This window comes from Actinocrispum sp. NPDC049592 (assembly GCF_040675465.1).
Classification (GTDB): Bacteria; Actinomycetota; Actinomycetes; order Mycobacteriales; family Pseudonocardiaceae; genus Kibdelosporangium.
In genome coordinates, this window is record NZ_JBFAPA010000001.1 from 791,992 (window position 1) to 815,198 (window position 23,207).

17 protein-coding genes are annotated in these 23,207 nt (G+C 70.1%); 8 read left to right on the forward strand and 9 right to left on the reverse strand.

Annotated elements, in window-relative coordinates; genetic code table 11:
* Positions 1–220: 220 nt before the first annotated feature.
* Genes AB0J95_RS03785 through AB0J95_RS03800 form a run of 4 tightly spaced genes read right to left on the reverse strand, consistent with a single transcriptional unit; the run spans position 221 to position 6,985 of the window.
* Complete coding sequence (locus AB0J95_RS03785) at positions 221–1,348, reverse strand: GAF domain-containing sensor histidine kinase (RefSeq protein WP_364751826.1); 1,128 nt, start codon at positions 1,346–1,348, stop codon at positions 221–223.
* Between the two features lie 13 nt (positions 1,349–1,361).
* Positions 1,362–4,505, reverse strand: coding sequence for a thiol reductant ABC exporter subunit CydD (cydD, locus tag AB0J95_RS03790; protein WP_364751829.1), 3,144 nt, complete (start codon positions 4,503–4,505; stop codon positions 1,362–1,364).
* Complete coding sequence (cydB, locus tag AB0J95_RS03795; protein WP_364751832.1) at positions 4,502–5,509, reverse strand: cytochrome d ubiquinol oxidase subunit II; 1,008 nt, start codon at positions 5,507–5,509, stop codon at positions 4,502–4,504. Before cydB ends, cydD begins: the two co-directional genes overlap by 4 nt.
* A gap of 12 nt (positions 5,510–5,521) precedes the next feature.
* Positions 5,522–6,985: a cytochrome ubiquinol oxidase subunit I gene (locus AB0J95_RS03800; protein ID WP_364751835.1), complete on the reverse strand. Its 1,464-nt coding sequence runs from the start codon at positions 6,983–6,985 to the stop codon at positions 5,522–5,524.
* Between the two features lie 86 nt (positions 6,986–7,071).
* On the opposite strand from AB0J95_RS03800, the gene AB0J95_RS03805 reads away from it, so the two are divergent.
* Positions 7,072–8,280: an MFS transporter gene (locus AB0J95_RS03805; RefSeq protein ID WP_364751838.1), complete on the forward strand. Its 1,209-nt coding sequence runs from the start codon at positions 7,072–7,074 to the stop codon at positions 8,278–8,280.
* On the opposite strand, the gene AB0J95_RS03810 is transcribed toward AB0J95_RS03805, so the two are convergent.
* The 3 genes from AB0J95_RS03810 to AB0J95_RS03820 are packed head-to-tail and all read right to left on the reverse strand — an operon-like array spanning position 8,198 to position 10,877.
* Positions 8,198–8,848 (reverse strand): helix-turn-helix domain-containing protein, encoded by a 651-nt coding sequence (locus AB0J95_RS03810; protein ID WP_364751841.1) that lies wholly within the window; start codon positions 8,846–8,848, stop codon positions 8,198–8,200. The genes AB0J95_RS03805 and AB0J95_RS03810 overlap by 83 nt on opposite strands.
* Positions 8,845–10,014: a fumarylacetoacetate hydrolase family protein gene (locus tag AB0J95_RS03815; RefSeq protein WP_364751844.1), complete on the reverse strand. Its 1,170-nt coding sequence runs from the start codon at positions 10,012–10,014 to the stop codon at positions 8,845–8,847. The genes AB0J95_RS03810 and AB0J95_RS03815 overlap by 4 nt, the downstream gene beginning before the upstream one ends.
* A complete protein-coding gene (locus AB0J95_RS03820; RefSeq protein ID WP_364751847.1) occupies positions 10,011–10,877 on the reverse strand; it encodes a hypothetical protein in 867 nt (288 codons plus the stop codon). Before AB0J95_RS03820 ends, AB0J95_RS03815 begins: the two co-directional genes overlap by 4 nt.
* 67 nt (positions 10,878–10,944) lie before the next feature.
* On the opposite strand from AB0J95_RS03820, the gene AB0J95_RS03825 reads away from it, so the two are divergent.
* Positions 10,945–12,123: a homogentisate 1,2-dioxygenase gene (locus tag AB0J95_RS03825; protein WP_364751850.1), complete on the forward strand. Its 1,179-nt coding sequence runs from the start codon at positions 10,945–10,947 to the stop codon at positions 12,121–12,123.
* Here the strand turns inward: AB0J95_RS03825 and AB0J95_RS03830 are convergent.
* Complete coding sequence (locus tag AB0J95_RS03830; protein WP_364751853.1) at positions 12,120–13,097, reverse strand: GDP-mannose 4,6-dehydratase; 978 nt, start codon at positions 13,095–13,097, stop codon at positions 12,120–12,122. The genes AB0J95_RS03825 and AB0J95_RS03830 overlap by 4 nt on opposite strands.
* On the reverse strand, positions 13,094–14,194 hold the full coding sequence (murG, locus tag AB0J95_RS03835; protein ID WP_364751856.1) for an undecaprenyldiphospho-muramoylpentapeptide beta-N-acetylglucosaminyltransferase: 1,101 nt from the start codon (positions 14,192–14,194) through the stop codon (positions 13,094–13,096). The genes AB0J95_RS03830 and murG overlap by 4 nt, the downstream gene beginning before the upstream one ends.
* A 114-nt stretch (positions 14,195–14,308) precedes the next feature.
* On the opposite strand from murG, the gene AB0J95_RS03840 reads away from it, so the two are divergent.
* The 6 genes from AB0J95_RS03840 to AB0J95_RS03865 all read left to right on the forward strand — a co-directional run bounded on the left by AB0J95_RS03840 (position 14,309) and on the right by AB0J95_RS03865 (position 23,164).
* Positions 14,309–14,980, forward strand: coding sequence for a hypothetical protein (locus AB0J95_RS03840; RefSeq protein WP_364751859.1), 672 nt, complete (start codon positions 14,309–14,311; stop codon positions 14,978–14,980).
* Between the two features lie 74 nt (positions 14,981–15,054).
* Positions 15,055–17,310 (forward strand): SWIM zinc finger family protein, encoded by a 2,256-nt coding sequence (locus AB0J95_RS03845; protein ID WP_364751862.1) that lies wholly within the window; start codon positions 15,055–15,057, stop codon positions 17,308–17,310.
* 55 nt (positions 17,311–17,365) lie between these two features.
* Positions 17,366–18,742 carry a DUF5691 domain-containing protein gene (locus AB0J95_RS03850; RefSeq protein ID WP_364751865.1) on the forward strand — a complete coding sequence of 459 codons (1,377 nt, stop codon included), beginning with the start codon at positions 17,366–17,368 and terminating at the stop codon, positions 18,740–18,742.
* On the forward strand, positions 18,739–19,830 hold the full coding sequence (locus tag AB0J95_RS03855) for an AAA family ATPase (protein ID WP_364751868.1): 1,092 nt from the start codon (positions 18,739–18,741) through the stop codon (positions 19,828–19,830). Before AB0J95_RS03850 ends, AB0J95_RS03855 begins: the two co-directional genes overlap by 4 nt.
* Entirely contained in the window at positions 19,785–22,013 is a 2,229-nt protein-coding gene (locus AB0J95_RS03860; RefSeq protein ID WP_364751871.1) for a DUF5682 family protein, read from the forward strand. Before AB0J95_RS03855 ends, AB0J95_RS03860 begins: the two co-directional genes overlap by 46 nt.
* Positions 22,010–23,164: a VWA domain-containing protein gene (locus AB0J95_RS03865; protein ID WP_364751874.1), complete on the forward strand. Its 1,155-nt coding sequence runs from the start codon at positions 22,010–22,012 to the stop codon at positions 23,162–23,164. Before AB0J95_RS03860 ends, AB0J95_RS03865 begins: the two co-directional genes overlap by 4 nt.
* Positions 23,165–23,207: the final 43 nt, after the last annotated feature.

The following is a 23,207-nucleotide window of genomic DNA, read 5'->3' on the forward strand; positions in this document are numbered from 1 at the left end:
CGTGAGTGGCGGGTTGTGTGGACAGGGCTCGCTCGATCCCAGGCGACGCAAGGGAAGCAGCCGGAGGTGTTAAGAAGCCAGCGATGCGAGTGGCAAGTTGAGAGGACGGCTTGCTTGGCCGCGGCCGTCCGCGAGGAAAGCGGCCGAAGATGTGGACAAGCGGGTGGGGTTGGGCGGAACCGGGCTCGCGAGGGAAGCGGCCGACAGCGCGAGTGGCGGGCTATGGGTGGAGGGGGACTTTCCAGGTGACCATGGTGCCGGTGCGGGCCGAAGACCTGACCTGGCAGTGGCCGCCGGCTTCCTCGGCGCGTTCCTCGAGGTGCTTGAGGCCGCGGCGGGTGACGCCCGGGGGGATGCCGCAACCGTTGTCGATGACGTCGAGTTCGAGGTTCTTGTCGATCAGCAGGCGGACGCGGACCTGGCTCGCACCCGAGTGTCTGACCACATTGGACAGTGCTTCGCGCAGTGCGGCGCGGGCGTGGTCGGCGACGTCCGGAGGGACAACCGAGGGGTCGCCGGAGATGTCCAAAACCGGCTGGAAGCCGAGCAACTCCCCTGCGGTGGCGACCTCTTGGCGGACCGATTCCGCGAGGTCCGCCGGGGAGGTGGGATCTGGACTTCGGAGAGCGCGGACGGTGGCGCGGACGTCGGCGATGGTGGCGTCGAGTTCGTCGACGGCTTCGGCGAGACGGGTGGCGTCGGCTTTGGCGAGGCGTTTGGTGGGGCGGCGGACGAGGAGGTCCAGTTGCATGCCGGCGCCGTAGAGGCGCTGGATGATCACGTCGTGGAGGTTGCGGGCGATGCGTTCGCGTTCCTCGAACACGGCGATCCGCTGCCGCGCGTTGGAGCCCTCGGCGAGAACGAGGACGAGCCCGGCCTGGGCGGCGAACGCGGTGAGGACCTCGACGGTGGCCGGGGTGAACGGAGGGCCGCCGCGACGCCGGTACACGGTCAGCGCGCCAAGACGGCGTTCCCGTGTGCCGAATGGCGCGGCGGCGAACGGTCCGAAGCCCCAGAGTTCCTTGGGCACGAACGGCGACGTCCGGGGATCGGTGGTGACGTCGTCGACGACGATGGGGATGCCGCTGCGGGCAACGCGGGCCGCAGAACTACGGGTGGACAGGACCAGGCCGACCGGATTCTCGCCGCCCGCGTGGCCGTGCGCGGCCTCGATCGTGAGCCTGCCGTCGTCGCCGCGGGCCATCACCAGGCCGAGGTCGGCTTCGGCGAGTTCCGCGGCACAGGCGACGACACGGCTGAGCACTGCCTCGGGGTCGTCACCGGACAGGGCAGCCGTGGCGATCTCGGTGGACGCGGACAGTGCCCGCGCGGCAAGGGTCGGATCCATGACAAGCACCAGGCTATGCCACCCGTCCCTGGTCCACGTGGATCACCAGGTCAGCGGCGGCCGCCTCGGCGGGACGGTGGGTGACGTGCACCAACGTCCGTCCCTTGAGCCGGGTCGCGAGCCCGTGCAGCACCGCTGTGGCGGTCGGCACGTCGAGGTGCGCGGTCGGTTCGTCGAGCACGACGAGGTCGGCGTGCGGCGCCGCGACCAACGCCCTGGCCAGCGCCAACCGGTCGGCCTCGCCGCCGGACACCATGCCGACGAGGTCGTCCAGCCGGTCCGCCCAGTGCCCGAGACCCGCCTCGCACAGCGCCGAGGCCAGCTGGGAGTCACTCGCCGAAGGGTCACCGAGCCGCAGGTTCTCCCGGATGGTGGTCGACACCAGCTGCGGCTCCTGCGGGCACCACGCCACCCGCGCAGGCACCTGGGCGATGCCACGTTCGGGTGGCAGGAACCCCAGCAACAGCGCCAAAAGCGTCGACTTGCCCGCCCCGGAAGGCCCCACCACGGCCACATGTGAGCCCGCCGGGATGTCGAGGGTCACATCGCGCAGGCTCGGAGCCGCCGCGCCCGGCCACCGCACATCGACGTTCTTCAAGTGCACGCCCGCACTGTGCGCCGGAAGCTCTGTCTGCGGCAGAGGCGAGTTCAACAAGGCCTGAACCCGTGAATAGGCGGCGACCAGCGCCTCCCGATGCTGCAGCGCAGGTGGCAACAGAGCCAAAGCCTCAGCCAGCGCCAGCGGAACCAAAGCCAGCACAGGAATCCCACTCGCAGCGCCAACAACAGCAGCGAACCCAGTAGCCAGGGTGATCAACGCCGTCGCAGCACCCGCACCGAACGCCTGCCGACGCGCCCGCGCAGTCAAAGCAGCGTCCGTGGCCGCCAGATCGGCCTGCTTCTGCTGGTACGCACCGAAAACGATCAGCTCCGGCGCAGCCTCCAACAACCCCAGCACACCCTCCGCGACCTGACGACGCCCCGAAGCCAACGCGAGAGTCGCCCGTTTGTCCAACAGCCAGGCCACAACCGGCGCACCGATCCCGCCGACAAGCATCGCTCCGGCCAGCACCAAACCCGCAACGGGGTCGATGACCGAACAGATCGCCACCGCGAGCACGCACACCACGGCCGCGACGATCGGCGGCACAAGCACCCGTGGCGTCAGGTCACGCACAGCGTCCACGTCGTCGACGAGCTTCCGCAGGCCTTCGCCACGCGCAAGGCCAGCCGTCCGCGCCGGGCCCAACGCAACCAGCCGTTCCCACAGCCGAACCCGCAGATCGGTCGCCGCGCGGAAAGCAGCGTCGTGGGTGACGAGTCGTTCCGCGTACCGGAGACCGGCTCTGGCCAGGCCGAACGTCCGCACACCGACGATCGCCACGGACAACGTGAGGATCGGCGGCTGGGTGGCCGCTTTGGCGATGAGCCAAGCCGAGGTCGCGGTCAGCGCCACCCCGCTCGCGAGCGCGACCGCTCCCAGGATGGCCCCCACGACCATCCTCCGGGTCAGCCTCGGCTTGGCCCTCGCATCCCCCACAGAAACGTCTGCAGCCTCCACAGTGGACTGGACAGGCGCCACATCGGTGACTTCGGCCTTGCGATGTGTGGCAAGCAGAACCGCCACACCGTCGTCGGCCGCCTGGTAGATCGCCGCCATCACGCGGCCTGCGGTCGCCGCGTCGAGGTGTGCGGTCGGCTCGTCCAGAAGCAACACGCGTGCACCGCGTCGGACCCGCAACAGAGCCCGCGCGATCGCGACCCGTTGACGCTCCCCTGTGGACAGTTCGATGATCCGCCGGTCCAGCAGGTGATCCGCGACCGCGAGCGCGGCGGCCTCGCGCAGCTCGTCAACGCTCGGCGGCACGTTCCGGTCGCTCACCGCCAGCCGCAACTCGTCCGCGACGGTCTCGCCGGCGAAAGCGGGTCGCTGCGGGACCCAGGCAACCTTCCGGCGCCAGCAGTCGATGTCTGCCGCGCGAACCTCGACGACGCCCTCAGCAGGTTCCACAAACCCCAGCAGAACTCCGACAACGCTCGACTTCCCGCCGCCGCTGGCCCATTCCAGCCGCGTGATCTCCCCGCGGCGGACCTCGAAGGAAGCCCCATCCGGCGCGAACCCGTCCCGCCGCGCCACCCGCACCCCGCAGACCCGGACGTCGACAGACCCATCAGGGACAAACACAACCCCATCGGAGGGCCGGGTAGGTGCGGTGAGTGACTGGACGCGGTGGACGGCTTCGAGGCCGTCCTCGCTGGCGTGATGGGCGGCCCCGGCGGCGCGAAAGGGGAAGTAGCACTCCGGGGCCAAGATCAGGACGAACAGGCCGATGGTCAGCGTCAGGTCGCCGGACACCAGGCGGACGCCGATGATCACGGCGATCACCGCCACCGAGAGCGTGGCCAGCAGCTCCAGCACCAAGGCCGAGGCGAAGGCGGCGCGCAAGGTCGACAACGTGGTCTTGCGGTGCTGGTCAGAGACCCGGCGAACGGCCGAAGCCTGTGCCGACGCACGTCGGAAGGCGGTCAGCACAGGCAAAGCGCGGATGAGTTCGAGCAAGTGACTCGACAGCCGGGTGGTCGCGTCGGCGGCGCGAGCCACCCGGTCGCCGGTCCACTGTCCGATCAGGATCGCGAACACCGGCACCAAAGGCACGGTCACGAGGAGCACCACAGCCGACGGCCAGTCCGCGAACAACACAGCAGCGCCAACAGACACCGGCACAACGGCAGCGGTGACGAGTGCCGGCAGGTACGTCGTGAAGTACCCGTCGAGCGCGTCCAGCCCCTTTGTGGCAACGACGGTCAACGAAGTAGCGCCCTGAGAGGCGACCCATTCAGGCCCACGAGCGGCCGCAGTCGCCACCACCGAAGCCCGCAGCGACTCCTTAGCGCCAGCCGCAGCCCTAGCGGCGACGACCTGTGTAGCCCACCCCAGCAGTGCACGCGCGACAACGGCAGTCGCTAGCACCCACAGCAGACCATGGCCAGTGACTACCGAAGCCAACGACCAAGCCTGCGCGACGAGTGCCACAGCGGACAGGACCGCGAGCACGAAACAGAGGGCCAACGCTCGGCGCGCCCCCGAAGGCAACGCGCCGAGCGGGCCTCTCCCGGTCCGGACAAGGGCGGGAGTCAGCCGGCCGGGAGAGCTCATGGGACGTGCACCGGCGGGATGTGCGTGGTGCCGATCCGTTTGCGGAACACCCAGTACGTCCAGCCCTGGTACACCAGGACCGCGGGCGCGCCGATCCCGCCGACCCAGGTCATCACCTGCAGCGTGTAGGGGTTCGACGCGGTGTCGGTGATGGTCAACGAGAACGCCGGATCCACAGTGGACGGCAGGACGTTCGGGTACAAAGCCCCGAAAAGTGTCACCACAGCGCCCACAATGGTCACCGCGAGTAGCGCGAACGCCTGACCTTCGTGCGAACCTGTCAGCCGCATCAGGGCGAGCCCGGCAGCGGCGACCACGACCAGCAACGAGACCCAGGTCCACGAAGACCCGGACCGCAGCTGAACCACCAGCAGCAGCCCCAGCAGCGGAGCCAACGCCCAAGGCCCGATCCGCAGGGCCAGCGTCCGGGCCCGCACCCGGATCTCGCCCACGGTCTTCAAAGCGATGAACACCGCGCCGTGCACCACCGAGTACCCGACGATCGCCAGCGCCCCGAGCAGCGTCTCCCATTGCAGCGCCGCGAAAGGCGACCCGACCCGGTTACCCGACGCATCGATCGGCAGGCCGAGCACGTTCCACGACAACAACAAGCCGACCCCCAGGGCGGGCAGCAGCGACCCGGCGACGATCACGCGGTCCCAGTTCCGCCGCCACCGCACCGAGTCCACCTTGCCGCGGTACTCGAACGCGACGCCTCGCCCGATCAGGCCGAGCAGCACGGCGAGCAGCGGCAGGAACGCCGAACTCAGCAAAGTCGCGTACCACCCTGGGAACGCCGCGAAGGTGGCGCCGACCGCGACGATCAGCCAGACCTCGTTGCCGTCCCACACCGGGCCGATCGTGTTGACCATGACCCGGCGCTCGGTCTCGTCCCGGCCGAGCACCGGCAGCAGGATGCCCACACCGAAGTCGAAACCCTCGAGGAACAGGTAGCCGAGCCAGAAGAACACGATGATCACGAACCAGACCATGGCGAGGTCCACGCTGTCACCTCCCTAGTACGCGAACGCCAAGGCGTCGGATTGTTTGTCGGCGGAACCCGGCGGGAGCACGCCCGACACACCCGCTCGGGCGTACCGCCGGATCAGGAAGAACTCGAGCACCGCCAGCGCGCCATAGGTCACCGTCAGCAGGATCAACGAGGTGAGCACCTCGCCGACGGTCAGCCCGGACACGCCGCGCGCGGTGAACATCCACACGCCGTCCACACCGGTCGGGTTGGGCACCACCACGAACGGCTGACGGCCCATCTCGGTGAAGATCCAGCCCGCGCTGTTGCCCAGGAACGGCATGGCGATCCCGGCCAGCGCGCCCCACCGGAACCACTTCGACGCGGGCATCCGGCCCTTGCGGGTCAGCCACAACACGGCTGCGGCGGCCACTGTGGACAGTGCGCCCAGGCCGATCATCAGCCGGAAGCCCCAGTAGGTCACGGGCAGGTTGGGCACGTAGTCGATCGGCTTGCCGGACAGCTCGCCCAGCGCCGGGTCGACCGGGTAGTTCGTGCCGTACTTGGCCTGGTACTCCCCGACAAGGTCGTTCACGCCCTTGACCTCGGACGAGAAGTCGTTGTGTGCCAGGAACGACAGCAGCGCGGGCACGGTGATCGACTTGACGTTCTCGCAGTCCGGCCGGGCCACGTCACCGTAGGCGAAGACCGAGAAGCTGGCCGGCTGCTCGGTGTGGCACAACGCCTCCGAGGCCGCCATCTTCATCGGCTGCTGCTGGAACATCAGCTTGCCCTGGATGTCGCCGGTGATCGCGAGCACGGCGAACGCCACCATGCTCACCCACCCGCCTAGCTTGAGCGACGCGCGCCAGACGTCCGTGTTCTCCTTGCGCCTGCTCAGGTGCCAGACCGCGATGCCGACCAGGAACGCCCCACCGACCGCGAAGCACCCGGCGACCGTGTGCGGGACCGCGGCCAACGCGGTGTTGTTGGTCAGCAACGCCCAGATCGAGTTCAGCCGCGGCTTGCCGTCCACAAGGGACACGCCGACCGGGTGCTGCATCCACGAGTTGGCCGCCAGGATGAAGTACGCCGAGCCGATCGTGGCCAGCGAGAACGCCCATGCACAGGCCAGGTGCACCCGTTTGGGCAGCCGGTCCCAGCCGAAGATCCACAGGCCGAGGAAGGTCGACTCGACGAAGAACGCGACCAGGCCCTCCATCGCCAGCGGCGCGCCGAACGCGTCCCCGACGAACTTCGAGTAGTTGCTCCAGGACATGCCGAACTGGAACTCCTGCACGATGCCGGTTACCACGCCCATGGCGAAGTTGACCATCATCAACTTGCCCCAGAACTTCGTCATCGCGAAGTACTTCTGCTTGCCGGTGCGCACCCAGGCGGTCTGCATCCCGGCGACCAGCACCGCCAGCCCGATCGTGAGCGGGACCATCAGAAAGTGGTAGACGGTGGTGATCCCGAACTGCCATCGTGCCAAGTCGAGAACGTCCACGAGACTTATGTTCGTTCCGGCCAGGGATGACCGCCTCGGTCGCCAGTCCCCTCTTGCCGGGACCTAGGTCCTACTGGGGGTGTGACGTGCGTACGCGGTTCGCCATCGCGTCGACGATCGATTCCGCCGCGAGCGGACTGTGGCCGCCGTTCACGCTGCTGTTTCTGGTGCACGCACAGCATTTGCCGTTGACGACGGCAGGCTTGGGGCAGACCATCGGCGGCCTGTTGGGACTGACCGTTGGTCCCGCCGTGGGCATGCTGCTCGACCGTGTGGGACCGAACACACTCGTGGTGGCGTCCAATGTGGTGCGGATGCTGGGGTTCGCGTACTACCCCCAGGTCACGACCATCTGGCAGGCCGCGTTGACCGCCGTCGTGCTCAGCGTCGGCGACCGGCTGTTCTGGACCGCCAACGCGCCCTATGCGCGTGCGGTGAGTACTGGTCCACGTGACGTGGAGCGGTTGCTCGGCCGTCAGTCCATCGGGCGATTCGCAGGCTTCGGAGTGGGCGCGGGACTGACAGCAGTCATGCCGAACACGGGTGACCCCACGCTGTACGTCGTCGTCACGTACGTCATCGCTGGGGTGCTGGGCGTGTGCGGCGCGATGCTGTGGGGAATCAAGCTGCCCCGTAGTGAGTCCACGGTGACCGCGCGCTGGTCCGTCGTGCTGAGGGACCGGCGGTATGTGGCCATCTGTGCCACGCAGCTCCTGTTCTGCCTGGCGAGCACCAGCAAGTACTCGGTGCTGCCGATCGTGGTGATCGACGTGCTGCACGGGCCGCAGTGGGTCGCGGGCGTGGCCATGATCGTTGGCACAACGGTGTACGTGGTCTCGCAGGAACCGGTGTTGCGGGTCGCGGAACGACACCCGCGAAGCAACGGCATGCGCCTGGGCGCGGCGCTGTTCGCGGGGTCGTTCGCCGCGATGGCCGCGGCAACCGCACTGCCAACACCGGCCACCCTAGCGGTGATGGTGGCGGCGAGCGCGGTCATGTCGATCGGGGAAACCATCTTCAGCCCGCTGTCGACGGCCGCGGCCGCAGAGGCAGCGCCTGCGGGCGCTCAGGGCCGCGCCAGCGCCCTGTTCCAGCTTTCCTGGGGTACTGCCATCGCCGTCGGCCCCGCGCTGCTCACGAGCCTGCTGGACGTAAGCCTGCCGTTGTTGTGGATCACGCTGACGGTGATCTCGGCGGCGGCGATCCCGGCGGTCACCGCAACGCAGCGGCCACCTCGGCAGCCGTCCGGACCACTTGAGGCCCGACGACCTCCGCGTGCAGACGCTCAAAAGTGACCACGCCGACGCTCGCCCGCAGGCCCGCGACCCCGCGCACCGGCGCCGCGATCCCGTACGCCCCGGCCTGCAGCTCCCCCGCGGTCGCGACCCACTCGGGCCCGTCGAACGGCAGCAGGATCGCCTTGCCTGAGGCCCCCTTGCGCAGCGAGTGGCGGGTGCCCACGCGGTAGGCGACGTGGTACGCGGTCCACGACGGTTCGACGACAGCCACAGCCTGTGCCTCGTCCCCGTCGGCGACTGTCAGGTGTGCCGTCGCACCGATGGACTCCGCCAGCTCCCGTAGAGCGGGCAACGCGGCATGCCGTAGCTGCGGCAGTACCCGTGCGGACAACCGCAATAACCCCAGTCCCAGCCGGACACGTGACCCCTCACGGCGCACCAGCCCACGCGCCTGCAACGGCACGAGCAACCGGTACACCGCGGCCCGGCTGGCGCCGATGGCCGCGGCGAGGTCGCTGATGGTCGGCGCCTCGGACTCCGAGTCGGCGACCGCCTGCAGCAGCGCCAGCCCCCGGTCCAGCGTGAGCGAACTCTCCTTGCCGTGCGCACCGGCGGTGGAGGTCACGGCAGGGCCGGGGATACCGTGCCGGCGACCTCGGCCAGGCCCACCACGGAGCCGTTCGGACCGGGTGCGGTCGCAGTGATCCGCACTGTGTCGTCGTCCTCCAGGAAGGTCCGCTGCTCGCCACCGGCAAGGGTGATCTTGTCCCGGCCGCCCCAGCTCATCTCCAGGAAGCAGCCCAGCTGGTCGCGGTTCGGCCCGGAGACGGTGCCGGACGCGAACAGGTCGCCGGGGCGCACGGTCGCGCCGTTCACGGTCATGTGCGCCAGCTGCTGGGCGAACGAGTAGTACATGTCGGCGAACCGGGGCCGGGACACGACGGTCCCGTTCCAGTCGACCTCCAGCACCAGGTCCAGGCCCCACGGCGCGTCCTCGACGAGGTAGTCGAGGAGCTTGTGTGCAGGGGTGTGCACACGGGCCGCGGAGAACGCGTCCAACGGCGTCACCCAGGCGGAGATGGACGTCGCGAACGACTTGCCCAGGAACGGGCCCAGCGGCTGCGCCTCCCAGCCCTGGATGTCCCGCGCGGACCAGTCGTTGACCAGCACGACGCCGAACACGTGGTCCGCCGCGGCCGACGTCGACACGCGCGAGGTGACCGGGCCGCCGCAGACGAACCCGACCTCGGCCTCGATGTCCAGCTTCTGGCTCGGCCCGAACACCGGGCCGTCCTTGCTGCGCCGCTGGCCGTTAGGACGCACCACCGGCGTCCCGGACACCACCACCGTGCCCGCACGCCCGTGGTACCCGACCGGCAGGTGCAGCCAGTTCGGCAGCAGCGGCTCGTCCTTCGGCCGGAAGATCCGGCCCGCGTTCTCCGCGTGGTACTTCGACGAGTAGAAGTCCACGTAGTCCGCGACCGTGAACGGCAGCACCGCGTCGTCGATCGGCAGCAGCGTCGCACCCCTCGGTGCCGACAAGGCTGTAGTCAGCTCCGTCAGTCGCGCGCGTACCTCGGTCCACGCCGGGCAGCCCGCGGCCAGCAACGGGTTCAACGAGTCCGCGGAGACCACGTCGGCCAACGCACCGAACTCGTGCGCGATCGGGCGCAACGGCAGTGCCTGGTTGCCTACGCGGACTGCTAGCTGCCCGTCGACGACGCCGTAGGGCAGCGTCTGCGGCCCGAACGGGGCGTCAGCGGTGAACCCCTCGTCCTGCACCCAGGTCACAGCAGCCCCAGTTCTTCCAGGTCGGCCACCGGCTCGGAGAGTGAGCATGACCCGTAGGAGGCGAAGACACCACGCACGGCGTGTGCGGCGTCGTCGGTCAGCTCACCGGCCTCCTTGGCCAGCGCCTCCGCATCCGTGCTGCCCAGCGCCTCACGGACGTCGCCACCGGACAACGACCGCCCCGTGGCCACGAGTAGGTTCAGGAACCCGTGGTGGGTGAAGCCGGTCTCGTCGTCGGTGTGGCGAACGGCGTTGTGCAGGCCGGCAGTGGCCTTGAACGACGTGCCGCCATTGGCGACCACCGACAGGAAGTCCGCGACCTCGTCGATGGTCGGGAAGGCCTGCTGGCTCAGCCCGCCGCAGCGCAGCTTGGGCCAGCTGCCGTGCTCGGCGACCTTGCGGATGCTCTCCAGCCACTCCTTGCCGCCGCGGCGTGGCTCGATCACCCGGATCACGTCCTCGGGGACGAACTCGGAGACCCGCTCGAGCCACTGGTCGTCCACATCGGACGGGGCGGGCATCTCCACCATCCGCAGCGCCAGCAGCTCGGTCCGGGACTCGATGATCGACAACGCCTTGGGCACGCCGCCGAGGCCGGTGTCGATCACCAGCGACAGGGCCACCGGCTTGACCGGTTTGGCCTTGATCAGCTCGGTGATCAGCTCCGGCAGCCGGGACGCGGGGCAGAGGAAGAGGCCCATCACCCCCGCGCGGTTGCCGCCGCGCGACTCGAGGTGCGCGGCGACCGCCGCGGGCATGGCTGCGTTGCCCGGCGGGAACAGGGCGGCATCGTCGACAAGCCTCGCGAGCAGGGGCGGAACACCTCGAGGGCCGGGCGGCGGGAGTTCTACTGCGCTTGACACGGCTGACACGCTAGTAGCGTACCCGGAACCGAACAAAGATGTCCGCATATCGAACGCAGGAGGGTTGATGCCCTACTACCGTCAGGTGGGCGAGATCCCGCGCAAGAGGCACACCCAGTTCCGCGCGCCCGACGGGCGGCTCTACGCCGAGGAACTCATGGGTGTCGAGGGGTTCTCGAGCGACTCCGCGCTGCTCTACCACCGGAACCTGCCGACCGCGATCGTGAACGCGGTGCAGGTGGCGGACGAGCGCTCGACCAGTCCCAACCTGCCGCTCAAGCCCCGGCACTTCCGGTCGCAGGACCTCAAGTGGGACGCCCCCGCCGAGGTCGACGCGGTCACCGGGCGCCGCCTGCTGTTCGGCAACGCGGACGTGAAGATCTGCTTCGTCGCCGCCACCCAGCCGTCGCCGCTGTACCGCAATGCTGCGGGCGACGAACTGCTGTACGTGCAGACGGGTACTGCCGTCGTGGAGACCATCTACGGCGCACTCACGGTCGGCGACGGTGACTACGTCGTCATCCCGACATCGTGTACATATCGCGTGGTCCCGGGTGACGATCTGCGACTGCTGGTCCTGGAGGCCACCGGGCACATCGGACCGCCCAAGCGGTACCTGTCGGCCAAGGGCCAGTTCCTGGAGCACTCCCCGTACTGCGAACGCGACCTACGCGGCCCGACGGAGCCACTGCTGGTCGACGGCGAAGATGTGGACGTGTTCGTCCGGCACCGCGCGGGCGTCACCCGGTTCACCTACGCGAACCACCCGTTCGACGTGGTCGGCTGGGACGGAGCGTTGTACCCGTGGGCGTTCAACATCCGCGACTTCGAGCCGATCACCGGGCGCGTGCACCAGCCGCCGCCGGTGCACCAGACCTTCGAGGGCCCGAACTTCGTGGTCTGCTCGTTCTGCCCGCGCAAGGTCGACTACCACCCGCTGGCCGTGCCGGTGCCGTACAACCACGCCAACGTGGACTCCGACGAGCTGATGTTCTACGTCGGCGGGGACTACGAGGCCCGCAAGGGCTCGGGGATCGGCCTCGGCTCGTTGTCCCTGCACCCCTCGGGCTGCACGCACGGGCCCCAGCCGGGCGCCGTGGAGGCCTCGCTGGGAGCGGAACGGTTCGATGAGACCGCGGTCATGGTCGACACGTTCCGCCCGTTGGAGCTCGGCGAGGCGGCCGACGCGTGCGAGGACCCGCGCTACGCGTGGAGCTGGGCGCAGCGCGGGCCGGACTGGACCTAGACCAAGTACGTCAGATCGGACAGATCGGCACGGCGGCGGGTCCGGACCCACTCGGAGGTGCGGGCCAGGCCGTCGCGCAGGCTCACCCGCGGCTGCCAGCCGGTGAGGTCGTGCGCCTTGGTGTTGTCGGCCAGCAGGCGGTCGACCTCGCTGCGCGTGGGCCTGCGTCTGCTCTCGTCGAACACCACCTTGGCGTCCGCGCCGGTGATGTCGATCAGCAACCCGGCCAAGGCGCCCATCGAGATCTCCTTGCCGGAGCCCAGGTTCACCACCTGGCCGATGGCCTTGTCGCTCGCGCCGACCGCCATGAAGCCGCGGGCGGTGTCCTCCACGAACGTGAAATCCCTTGTGGGAGCGGTCGATCCGAGCTTGATGTCCCGTACACCCGCATGCAGTTGCCCCAGGATCGTCGGAATGACCGCACGAGCGGACTGCCCAGGCCCGTAGGTGTTGAAGGGACGCACTACAGACACGGGCAGTTCGTAGGCATGCCAGTAGGACAACGCCACCATGTCCGCACCGATCTTCGACGCGGAGTACGGGGACTGTGGCTGCAACGGGTGTGTCTCGGCGATCGGTACCTTGCGCGCGGTGCCGTAGACCTCGCTTGTGGACGTGTGCACGAGACGCACGCCCCTGCGTTGGCAGGCGGCGACCACGTTGTGCGTGCCGACCACGTTGGTGGCCACATAGGACTCCGGCGCCTGGTAGCTGTACGGGATGCCGACCAGCGCAGCCAGGTGGAACACGACCTCACAGCCGGCGATCGCGTCCAGCACGAGACCCGCGTCGCGAACGTCACCAGTGATCACCGGGACGTCGATCCCGGCCAGATTCCCTTTCCCGCCATAGGGTTTGTAGTGCGTGAACGCCTTGACATGGGCGCCTTCGGCCAGCAGCAGCCGGGTCAGCGTGCTGCCGATGAACCCTTCCGCGCCAGTGACCAGGACTCTTCGTCCCGTCCAGGGGTTCATCGGTGCTCCATGGCGAGTTCGGTGACCCAGCGGGCCAGGTGACGGGCGGCGTGGGGACGAGCGGTGCGCAGCGCTGCGGCGGCCATCCTCTCCCGGCGGCCGGGGTCGTCGACCAGACCGCCGAGCACGACCTCCAACGCGGCCGCGGTGGTCACGTTGTCCGGAAGCAGAACCGCTGCGCCATTCTGGACCAACGCCTCGGCATTCCGGGTCTGATGATCATGAGGCGCATAAGGGTAGGGCACGAGCACCGCGGGCAGGCCGACCTGTCCCAGTTCGGCGATCGTCGCCGCGCCCGCCCGGCAGACCGCGACGTCCGCCGCCGCGTACATCATGTCCATGCTCTCGATGTAGTGCACCGATTCGGCGATGTGCCGCGCGCCGGACTCGTCGAGCTGCTGGTTGATCGCGTCCGCACCGCCCTTGCCCGCCTTGATGATCATGCGTACGTCGGTGCGCCTGCGCCAGCGCAACGCGAGCTGGATCGCCGCCTCGTTCAGCCGATCCGCGCCCAGGCTGCCGCCATTCACCAGAACGAGTGTCTTGCTGTCCGGCAGGCTCAACGCCTCGCGCGCGACCGGACGCAACGCGGCCCGGTCGAACGTCGCAAGGCTTGCCACCAACGGCATGCCGACGGTGCGGGAGTCGATGTTGCGGGGCAGGTGGTCCGCGGCCTCCTCGAACGCCAGCGCCACGTTTTCGGTCAGCCGCGCGGAAAACCGGTTCGCCCGGCCAGGAACCGCGTTGGCGTCGTGGATGACCGACGGGAGCCCCGCCATGCGCGCGGCCAGCACGAGCGGAGCGCTGGTATACCCGCCCATGCCGACCGCGACGTGCGCTTCGTTGTCACGTAAGACTTTGCGGCACTGCCGGGAGGCCACGGCGAGTGCGACGGGAAACCGCCAGCCGTCCTTCTTGGTCAGCGGCACCATGTCCACTGTGGTCAGTGGGTAGCCCGCCTTGGGAATGATCCTGCCTTCCAGGCCGCGGCGCGTTCCGACGAACGTCACGCGGACGTCCGGCTCGGCGGCTTTGATCGCCTCGGCAAGCGCCAGACCTGGGTAGATGTGCCCACCAGTGCCTCCGGCCGCGATCACCACGGACAACGGTCTGGATGTGTTCGTACCCGCACTATTCATGTTTTTGTCCCCCCATCTCATTGTTCAGACGCCCGGCTCTCCGCCCGGTTGCTCGGGTCCTAGGCTCTTGCCATGTTCGAGATCGTTCCCGGTGCGCAGCTCGACAGCGCGCCCCGGTTGTCGCTTTCCGGCATGTCGCTGACCATCGGGCCGTATGCGGGCCCGGAGGAGCATGAGAAGCACGTGCTGCGGACGGTCGGCAGTGGCAACTGGTACTTCTCGGAGTACGACGAACTGCGGTTCGACCCGGTGACCGGTGTGCTGCAAAGCCTGCAGCTGCACATCCCGGAGCGCAACGCCACCAGCTACTCGTCGCCGGTCACGCCCGGCGTCCCCGGTTCGTTGCGGCTGACTTCGCTGTCGGACTTCGACCACGAGCCGGCCGCGTTGCGGTGCATGGACTCCACCCGGCTGGCGTGTCTGTACACAATGGACGCCATTGCCGACCGGGTGACCGTCGCGCCGGGCGTCGACCTGCTGCTCACCGACGGCGAGCTGGCCGGGTGGCTGGTCGCGGAGCCCGAGCGGTTCATCGCCGAGGGCGGTCCGTCGGCGGAGGTCCGGGCGCTGCTGGCCGAGTTCTTCACGCTCGTGGCCGAGCCGGGCATCGAGCGGATGGAGGCCGAGGACCCGGCGATGCTGCGGGCCCTTGAGGAGCTGTCCGGCCGGGTCGGCACCGCCTCGCCGCAGCGCGCCGCACTGCATGACCGACTCGCCGATCTGGCGGACTTTTTCTACGGCTGACCTGGGGATCTCAAAACTGTCGGTGCCCGGTCCTAAAGTGGCCGTCGAACCAACTGACAGGGGGTCTCGCAAGTATGGACGTCGACGCGGTGCTCGCCATGGCGCCGGACAAGCAGGTCGCCACGAGCGCGGCCAAGCTGGCCGCGCCGGGCAACTGGAGCGGGCTCGGGCACGACGAGCACGCGCTGTGGGGGTTGTGCCGTGGCAGCGGCCGGACCCCCTACCAGGTCTGCGTCGACCTGGACGACCGAGTGACGAAGTGCACCTGCCCGTCGCGGAAGTTCCCGTGCAAGCACGCCGTGGCTGTCCAGGTGCTGCATGCCCGCGGCGGGACCACCGCCGGTGAGCCGCCGCCGTGGGTCAGCGAGTGGCAGCACAAACGCGACGTCAGGCGCGCTCCGCGGGAGCTGGACGAGTCACCCGAGGCGGTCGAGCGCCGGGCGGCCCAGCGCGCCCGCACCAGTGAGGCGCGGGAGCTGGCGGTCCAGGGCGGGATCGCCGGGTTGCGTGAGTGGCTGGCCGACACCGCGCGCCGGGGCATCGCCGAGCTGCCGGGGCGCGACCGGGCCTGGTGGGAGTCGATCACCCGGCGGATGGTCGATGCCCAGGCGCCAGGTCTGGCCGGTGCGCTCGAGGACCTCGCGGCGGTCGTGTTCGCCGGGGGCCCGCACTGGGCCGAGCGCGCCGCCGACCGGCTGGGCGGCCTGCACCTGCTGGCGACGCTCGCCGTCGACCCGCCGCCCGAGCTGGCCGACGTGATCCGGATGCGGCTGGGCTTCACCACCCCCGAGCAGGAGGTGAAGGCCAAGCCGGGCTGGGTCGACAACTGGGTGGTCCTGCTGCGCAAGGACGAGGACAACGGGCAGGTCCGCACCACCCGCCAGTGGGTGTGGGGGCGGGCTCGCCGGGAGTGGGTGGTGGTGTTCCGGCACGCCGCCGGCAACGCCCCCGCCGGCCCCGCGCTGCCCCTCGGCGAGTTCACCGGCGAACTCCACCCCTACCCCGCCGGCGCCCCGCGCCGGGTGGCCGTCGGCGACCGCGAGCCCACCCATCCCGCCGGGCCGATCGAGCTGCACGAGAACTGGACCGAGGCCCTCGCCTCCCTCGAACCCGCCCTCCGCCAAGACCCCTGGCAACGCCTCCACCCCCTCACCTGCCGCAAAATCCGCCTCTCCATCCCTACGCAGACCACCCCGGCAGCCCACAACACCAGCGCCACCGCAAACACCGGGAGCACCACCACCTCACCCACCCCCAGCACCGCCACACCCACCACCGACTCGGCCACTCAGGACATCGCTACCACCCCAGGCGTAAAGGACACCGCCCCAACCACCCAAAGCACCACCACCATCCCGGCCACCCACGACGCAGCCGCCACGCCGGCCACTGAGGGCACCGCCACCGACTCGGCCACTCAAAGCACCGCCACCACCCCAAACGTCGAGCGCACCGCCATCGCCCCCGCCGCCGAGGACGCTGCACTCACCACGGGCCCGGAAGGAGCCCCACCCGGCACCACCACGGGCGTGGATCCCGCAGCCATCCCCGACGCTCTGTCGCCAGCCGCCCGGGGCATCCCCACCACTCCAAACACCCAGAACACCGCCCCCGGCGCCCAGGGCGCCCCACCAGGCGCCAGCGCAGGTGCAAGCTTCAGCCTCCCGGCGACGCTCGGTACGCCGTCCCTGAGCACCGCCATCGCCCCCGGCGCCCACGGCACGTCGCCGGACGCCAGCACGGGCGTGGCATCCGTGGACAGCGCCACCTCGGACGCCGACGGCGCCCCACCCGGCACCACGGACGCGGCGTCCCTGGACAGCGCCACCGCCTCGGGCGCCGAGGGCACCCCGCCCGGCACCACGGCGGACTCGGGTCCGACGGCCGCACCTAGTGCGGCGTCTCCGAGCGCGCCGTCCTTCGTCATCCCGCCCGGCACTCCATCTGTGACCACGCCATCCGGCGAGCTGTCCCTGATTACGCCGTCCCTCAACGTTTCCGCCCTCAGCACCCCGACCGGAGGAGCCCCGGTCTCCCCCGCCGCGCCCCTGTCATCGAGCGCTGTCGGCGCCAACTCGGCCTCACGTAGCGCTGCCACCTCGTACGGCCGCAGCGGAATGGCGATGCCGACCACCCCAGGCTATGGGCCGACTCTCTTTGCCATTGATGTCGACGGGCGTGCTTTGCCTGTCGCGGATGACATCGCGGCGGACCGCGCCCTGGCGATCCATGGCGGCAACCCGTTCGACGCGGCGGGGCTTTGGGACGGCTTCACTTTCCGGCTCGGCGCGACCGCAGCTCCCGACTCTCCCCTTGAGGCCATCGCATGACCCGCATTTCACCGCCCGGCCTTCCTGCTTTTCCGCGTTTCGGTGGGGAGGCGGGATGAGCTGGGCTCAGGCTACGCAGCGGCTTGTTGTCGGTTCGGGTGATCCGGAGGAGGTTTTGGCGGAGTGCGCGGCTTTTGGGTTGGCGCGCAGGGGGGCGAGGATTGCGCCGGAGGCGGAGTATCCGCCGATTCCGCCCGCGCCGCCGGAGACCCGGCGGGAGGCGGGGCCGCGGATCGGCGGGATCCTCGCGCAGGTTCTGGGGTCGGAGGACAACGAGATGCTGCGCGAGTGTTGCCTCGCCATGTACCGCGCGGGGTTGGTGGTGCCGTACCGGCAGTTGCCCGACGTCTTGGCGGCTGGCACGGCTCGGTCTGTGGTGCGGGACGCTGTCATTCCGGCGTTGGGCAGCCGGGGGCGGTGGCTTGCCGAACGGCGTCCCGCGTGGTCGTGGGCGGCAGGCGCGATGGAGTCCGAGGAGATCGACATCGAGGAGATCCTCGACCTTTCGCCCGCGCAGCGGAAAGCGGGGCTGGCGGCCGCGCGGAAGCAAGACCCGGCGCGGTTCCGTGCGTATGTCACCGAGAACTGGAACGAGCTCCGGCGGGTCGAGGACCGCAAGCTCCTGGTGGGCGCGTTGGTGCATGAGCTGGCGCCGGAGGACGAGCCGCTGCTGGAGCAGGCGCTCGATGACCGGTCCAGCAACGTCCGCGAAGAAGCGGTCGTGCTCTTGCGCAGGCTTCCGGGATCGCAGCTCGCCCGACGTGCGGAGGAACGTCTTCAAGCAGGCCTTGAGGTCAAGCTCTTCCTCGACCTCAACTCGGAAGGCCCGTACGAGAAGGAACCCACGCGGGAGGAGTACCGCGACTCGCCGGTCCGCCGCACCGGATCCGCGCGGTTGAGGGCGGACGCGTCGAGTGTGTCGCCGGACTTCTGGCTCGCGTGGCTGGGGCCGAAGGCGCCGCGGATCCTGCGGGCCAGCCCGTGGGGATCGGCGCTGTTGCAAGGGGTCGCGGCGAACCTGCGGATGGCCGAGGACCCGTTGCCCTGGCTCACCGAGCTTTCCGCGGCGATCAGTTCGACAGCGTTGCTGGACGCGTTGGACGAACTGCCCGCGGAGATGTTGTCGCGGGTGCTGATCAAGCTCGCCGGCACGTGGAACCACGACGAGCTGGACCACTTCTGCACGTTGCTGCCCTCACCGTGGAATCCGGATGTCACGCGGGTCGTGCTGGAGCGGTTCGCCGAACTGGCCGACCGCGGCTGGCGGGTGGGACGGCCGCCGGAGGTGTTACTGCGGCGCGGCGACCTGAAAGTCCTCAGTGACCACTGGACGCGGATCGCCGCGCGCTGGCCCGTGCACGGCGCGGAAGAGCTGGTCCTGCGGTTGCGCACCGAACTTCACGAAGAGATCGAACGGAGAGAACACCAGTGACGGCAACGAATGTGCTGCGCCCGACTGCGGAAGTGCAGTACGCCGAGGAACTGGCCGCGCTCGCGGCTGCCGACGACAAGCACCGCCCACCGCACTGGAAGCTGTCCCCGCAAGCGGTCGTGCGTTACGTGCTGGGCGGAACGCTGCCGGACGGCACGGTGATCAGCCCCAAGTACGTGGGCGACCGTCGCCTGGTCGAGGTCGCGGTCGGCACCCTCGTCACCGACCGGGCGCTGCTGCTCGTCGGCGTGCCCGGCACGGCCAAATCCTGGCTGTCCGAGCACCTCGCGGCCGCGATCAGCGGCAACTCCACGCTCATCGTCCAAGGCACCGCGGGCACGAGCGAGGAGGCCGTGCGCTACGGCTGGAACTACGCGCGGCTGATCGCCGAAGGACCCAGCGAGGCCGCGCTCGTGCCCAGCCCGATCATGCGCGCGATGCGGCTCGGCACGGTCGCCCGGATCGAGGAACTGACCCGGATGCCGTCCGAGGTGCAGGACTCGCTGATCACCGTCCTGTCCGAGAAGGCACTGCCGGTGCCGGAACTGAACTTCCAGGTCCAGGCCGTGCCCGGGTTCACCATCATCGGCACCGCGAACGACCGCGACCGTGGCGTCAACCAGATGTCCTCGGCGCTGGCGCGGCGGTTCAACACCGTCGTGCTGCCGCCACCGTCCACTGAGGACGCCGAGGTGGAGATCGTCAGCCAACGGGCCGCCCAGCTGGGCCGTGCGCTGGAACTGCCGGCCGAGCCGCCCGCGCTGGACGAGGTCCGCCGGGTGGTGCGGATCTTCCGCGAGCTGCGCAACGGCAGCACGGTCGACGGCCGCACACAGGTGAAGAAGCCGAGCGGCAGCCTGTCCACCGCCGAGGCGATCTCGGTGGTCACCAGCGGGATGGCGCTGGCGGCGCACTTCGGTGACGGCCGGCTCGGCGCTGACGAGCTGGCCGCCGGGTTACTGGGCGCGGTGATCAAGGACCGGGTGTCCGACACCGCGGCCTGGCAGGAGTACCTCGAAGCCGTCGTCAAGGAGCGCAAGGAATGGCGCGACCTCTACCGGGCGTGCCGGGAGCTGGACCCGGCCTGATGATGAAGACCATCGACGACCGGGTGACCCTGCTGGGCATCCGGCACCACGGGCCGGGCTCGGCGCGAATGGTCCGGGCCGCCCTGGACGTCGTGCGCCCGCAGCTCGTGCTGGTTGAAGGCCCGCCGGACGCGGACCAGCTGGTCCCGCACGTCCGCGAGGTGACACCGCCGGTCGCGCTGCTGCTGCACGACGCGGCCGACCCGGCCGCGGCCGCGTTCTGGCCGTTCGCGCGGTTCTCCCCGGAGTGGCAGGCGCTCGACTGGGGTGTGCGCAACCAGGTCGAGGTGCGGTTCGCCGACATGCCGGCCGGGATCTCGATGTTCTACGAACGGCAGGACACCGACCGGGTCGTGGTGGACCCGCTGGGTGTGCTTGCCGAGGCGGCCGGGTTCGACGACCCGGAACGCTGGTGGGAGGACGTGGTCGAGCACTCCAGCGCCGAACCGGTCCAGCTCGCCGAAGCCGTCGCGGAGGCGATGACGGCGCTGCGCGACGAGTTCGCCGACACCGTCGACGAACGCACCCTGCAACGGGAAGCCTTTATGCGCCAGGCGATCCGGCGCGCGCTGACCGAGGTCGAGGGACCGATAGTGATGGTCTGCGGCGCCTGGCACGTGCCCGGGTTGCAGGACTTCCCGTCCGCCAAATCCGATACGGACCTGTTGAGAGGACTGAAGAAACGCAAGATCGCCGGAAGCTGGGTGCCGTGGAGCCACGGCCGGCTCGCGGCCACCTCGGGCTATGGCGCCGGGGTCGAGTCGCCGGGCTGGTACGCGCACCTGTGGGAGCACACCAAGGACACGGTCCCGCGGTGGATGGCCCGGACCGCACACGTCCTGCGTGAAGAGGGCCTGCCCGCCTCGACGGCGAGCGCCGTCGAGGCCGTGCGGCTCGCGGACACGTTGGCAGCCTTACGCGGCCGCCCGTCGCCGGGACTCGCCGAGGTGAGCGAAGCGACGCTGGCGGTGCTGTGCGGCGGGGACGACGTCGGCCTGCGGATCGTGCACGACCAGCTGGTCGTGGGCGAGGAGCTGGGCGTCGTGGGCGCGGGTGTGCCGCGCTCACCGCTCGCGACCGACCTGGAACGGTTGCAGCGCAAGCTCCGGATGCCCGCGAGCGCGGCGGAGAAGGCCTACCGGCTGGACCTGCGGCGCGACATCGACCGCGGCCGGTCCCAGGTGCTGCGCCGGCTGCAGGTGCTGGACGTGGCGTGGGGCGAGCCGGACGAGACGAGCACGCTCGGCACGTTCGCGGAGGCCTGGAAGGTCCAGTGGGATCCGGGCCTGGCCGTGGCGGTCGCCGCCGCGGCACGGCATGGCGCGACGGTCGAGGACGCGGCCGAGCACGTCCTGCTCGACCTGGCCAAGGCGGCCGACACGGTCGGCAAGGCCGCGGAAGTGTTGCAGGAGGCCGTGGCCTGTGAACTGGCGGATGCGGTCGCGGCCGCCCGGGCCGCGCTCGACCGGTGCGCCGCGGCCGCGACGGACGCGCTGGAGCTGCTGGACGCGTTGCCCGCCTTGGCGAACACGGTCCGGTACGGGTCGGTGCGGGGTACCGATCCCGAGCTGCTCCGGTCGGCGATGCACGGGCTGCTGGCCCGTGGCTCGGCCGGGCTGGCGCTGGCCTGCCGCGGCATCGACGACGAGACGGCCGAGGTCGCACTGTCCGTTGTGGACAAAGCGCACGACGCCGTCGCGCTGGCGGCCGACGAGGAGCACACCGCGGGCTGGTGGGATGCCTTACACCGGCTGGTGAGCATCGACCCGCCCGCGCACGGGCTGCCGAGCGGCCGCGCGAGCCGGTTGCTGTGGGAGGCCGAACGCCTGGACACCGAGGCGGTCGCGGTCCGCATGCAACGGGCCGTGTCCGCGGCCGGGGCGGGAACGGCGTTCGTCGCGGGGTTCCTGCGCGGGTCGGCGGTCCGGCTCGCGGCCGACTCGCGGCTGCTCGGCCTGGTCGACGAGTGGCTCACCGGGCTGCCCGGCGAGGCGTTCGAGGACGCGTTGCCGTTGCTGCGCCGGGCGATCACCGGGTTCAGCGCGCCCGAGCGGCGCACGCTGGCCGAGCGGGTGGCGGCCGGGGCGAGCCCGATCGACCTGATCACCGACGACGGGGATCCCGAGCGGACCGAGCGGTTCGTGGAGTTCGTGCGGGGTCTGTACGAGGGGGCGAGGGTATGAGCGACGAGCGACTGCGCCGGTGGCGGCTGCTGCTCGGGCCGGACGCCGGTGACCTGGCCGGGCTCGGCGAGGACGACATGAAACGGGACGGTGCGCTGACCGCGTTGTACGGCGGGGGCGGTGACCAGTCCGGCAAGCGTGGCGCCGGACTGGGGGCCAGTTCGCCGAAGCTGCACCGGTGGCTCGGCGACGTGCGGACCTACTTCCCGACCTCGGTCGTCCAGGTCATGCAGCGGGATGCGGTCGAACGGCTCGGGCTGACCAAGTTGTTGCTGGAGCCCGAGTTGCTGTCCTCGATCGAACCGGATGTGCACCTGGTCGGCACGCTGGTGTCGTTGTCCCGCGCGATTCCCCAGCGCACCAGGGAGACCGCGCGGGCGGTGGTGCGCAAGGTGGTCGAGGAGATCGAACGCAAGCTCGCGGACCGGTTGATCGCCGCGGTCAACGGTGCCGTCGACCGGTCGCGCCGGACCCGGCGGCCACGGATGTCCGATGTGGACTGGTCGACCACCATCCGGGCCAACCTCAAGCACTACCAGCCCGAGCAGAAGACGCTTGTGGTGGAGAGCCTGATCGGCGCGCACCGCCGCTCGCGCACCGCCGCCCTGCGGGACGTGATCCTGCTGGTGGACCAGTCCGGGTCGATGGCCGAGTCGGTCATCTACTCCGCGGTGTTCGGCGCCACGCTGGCCTCGCTGCGTTCGGTGAGCACCCGGATGATCCTGTTCGACACCGAGGTCGTCGACCTCACCGACACCCTCGACGACCCCGTCGACGTGCTGTTCTCCACCCAGCTGGGCGGCGGCACCGACATCAACCGCGCGGTCGCCTACGCCCAGCAACACGTCCGCCGCCCCGCGGACACCGTCATGGTGCTGATCAGCGACCTCTACGAAGGCGGCGTCGCCACCGAACTGCAGCGGCGGGTGCGGGAACTCGTGGCCAGCGGCGTGACGGTCGTCGTACTGCTGGCCCTGTCGGACAGCGGCACGCCCGCCTACGACCACGAACTGGCCGCACGGCTTTCCGCCCTGGGCGCGCCTTCGTTCGCGTGCACGCCGGACATGTTCCCGGACCTGCTCGCCACCGCGCTACGCCGCGAAGACGTCGGCGCCTGGGCGGAACAGGAGGGGATGGCCGTCGGGAGATAGCTAGTGCTGTCCAGATGAATCGGCCGGGACAGCCGATAGCGGG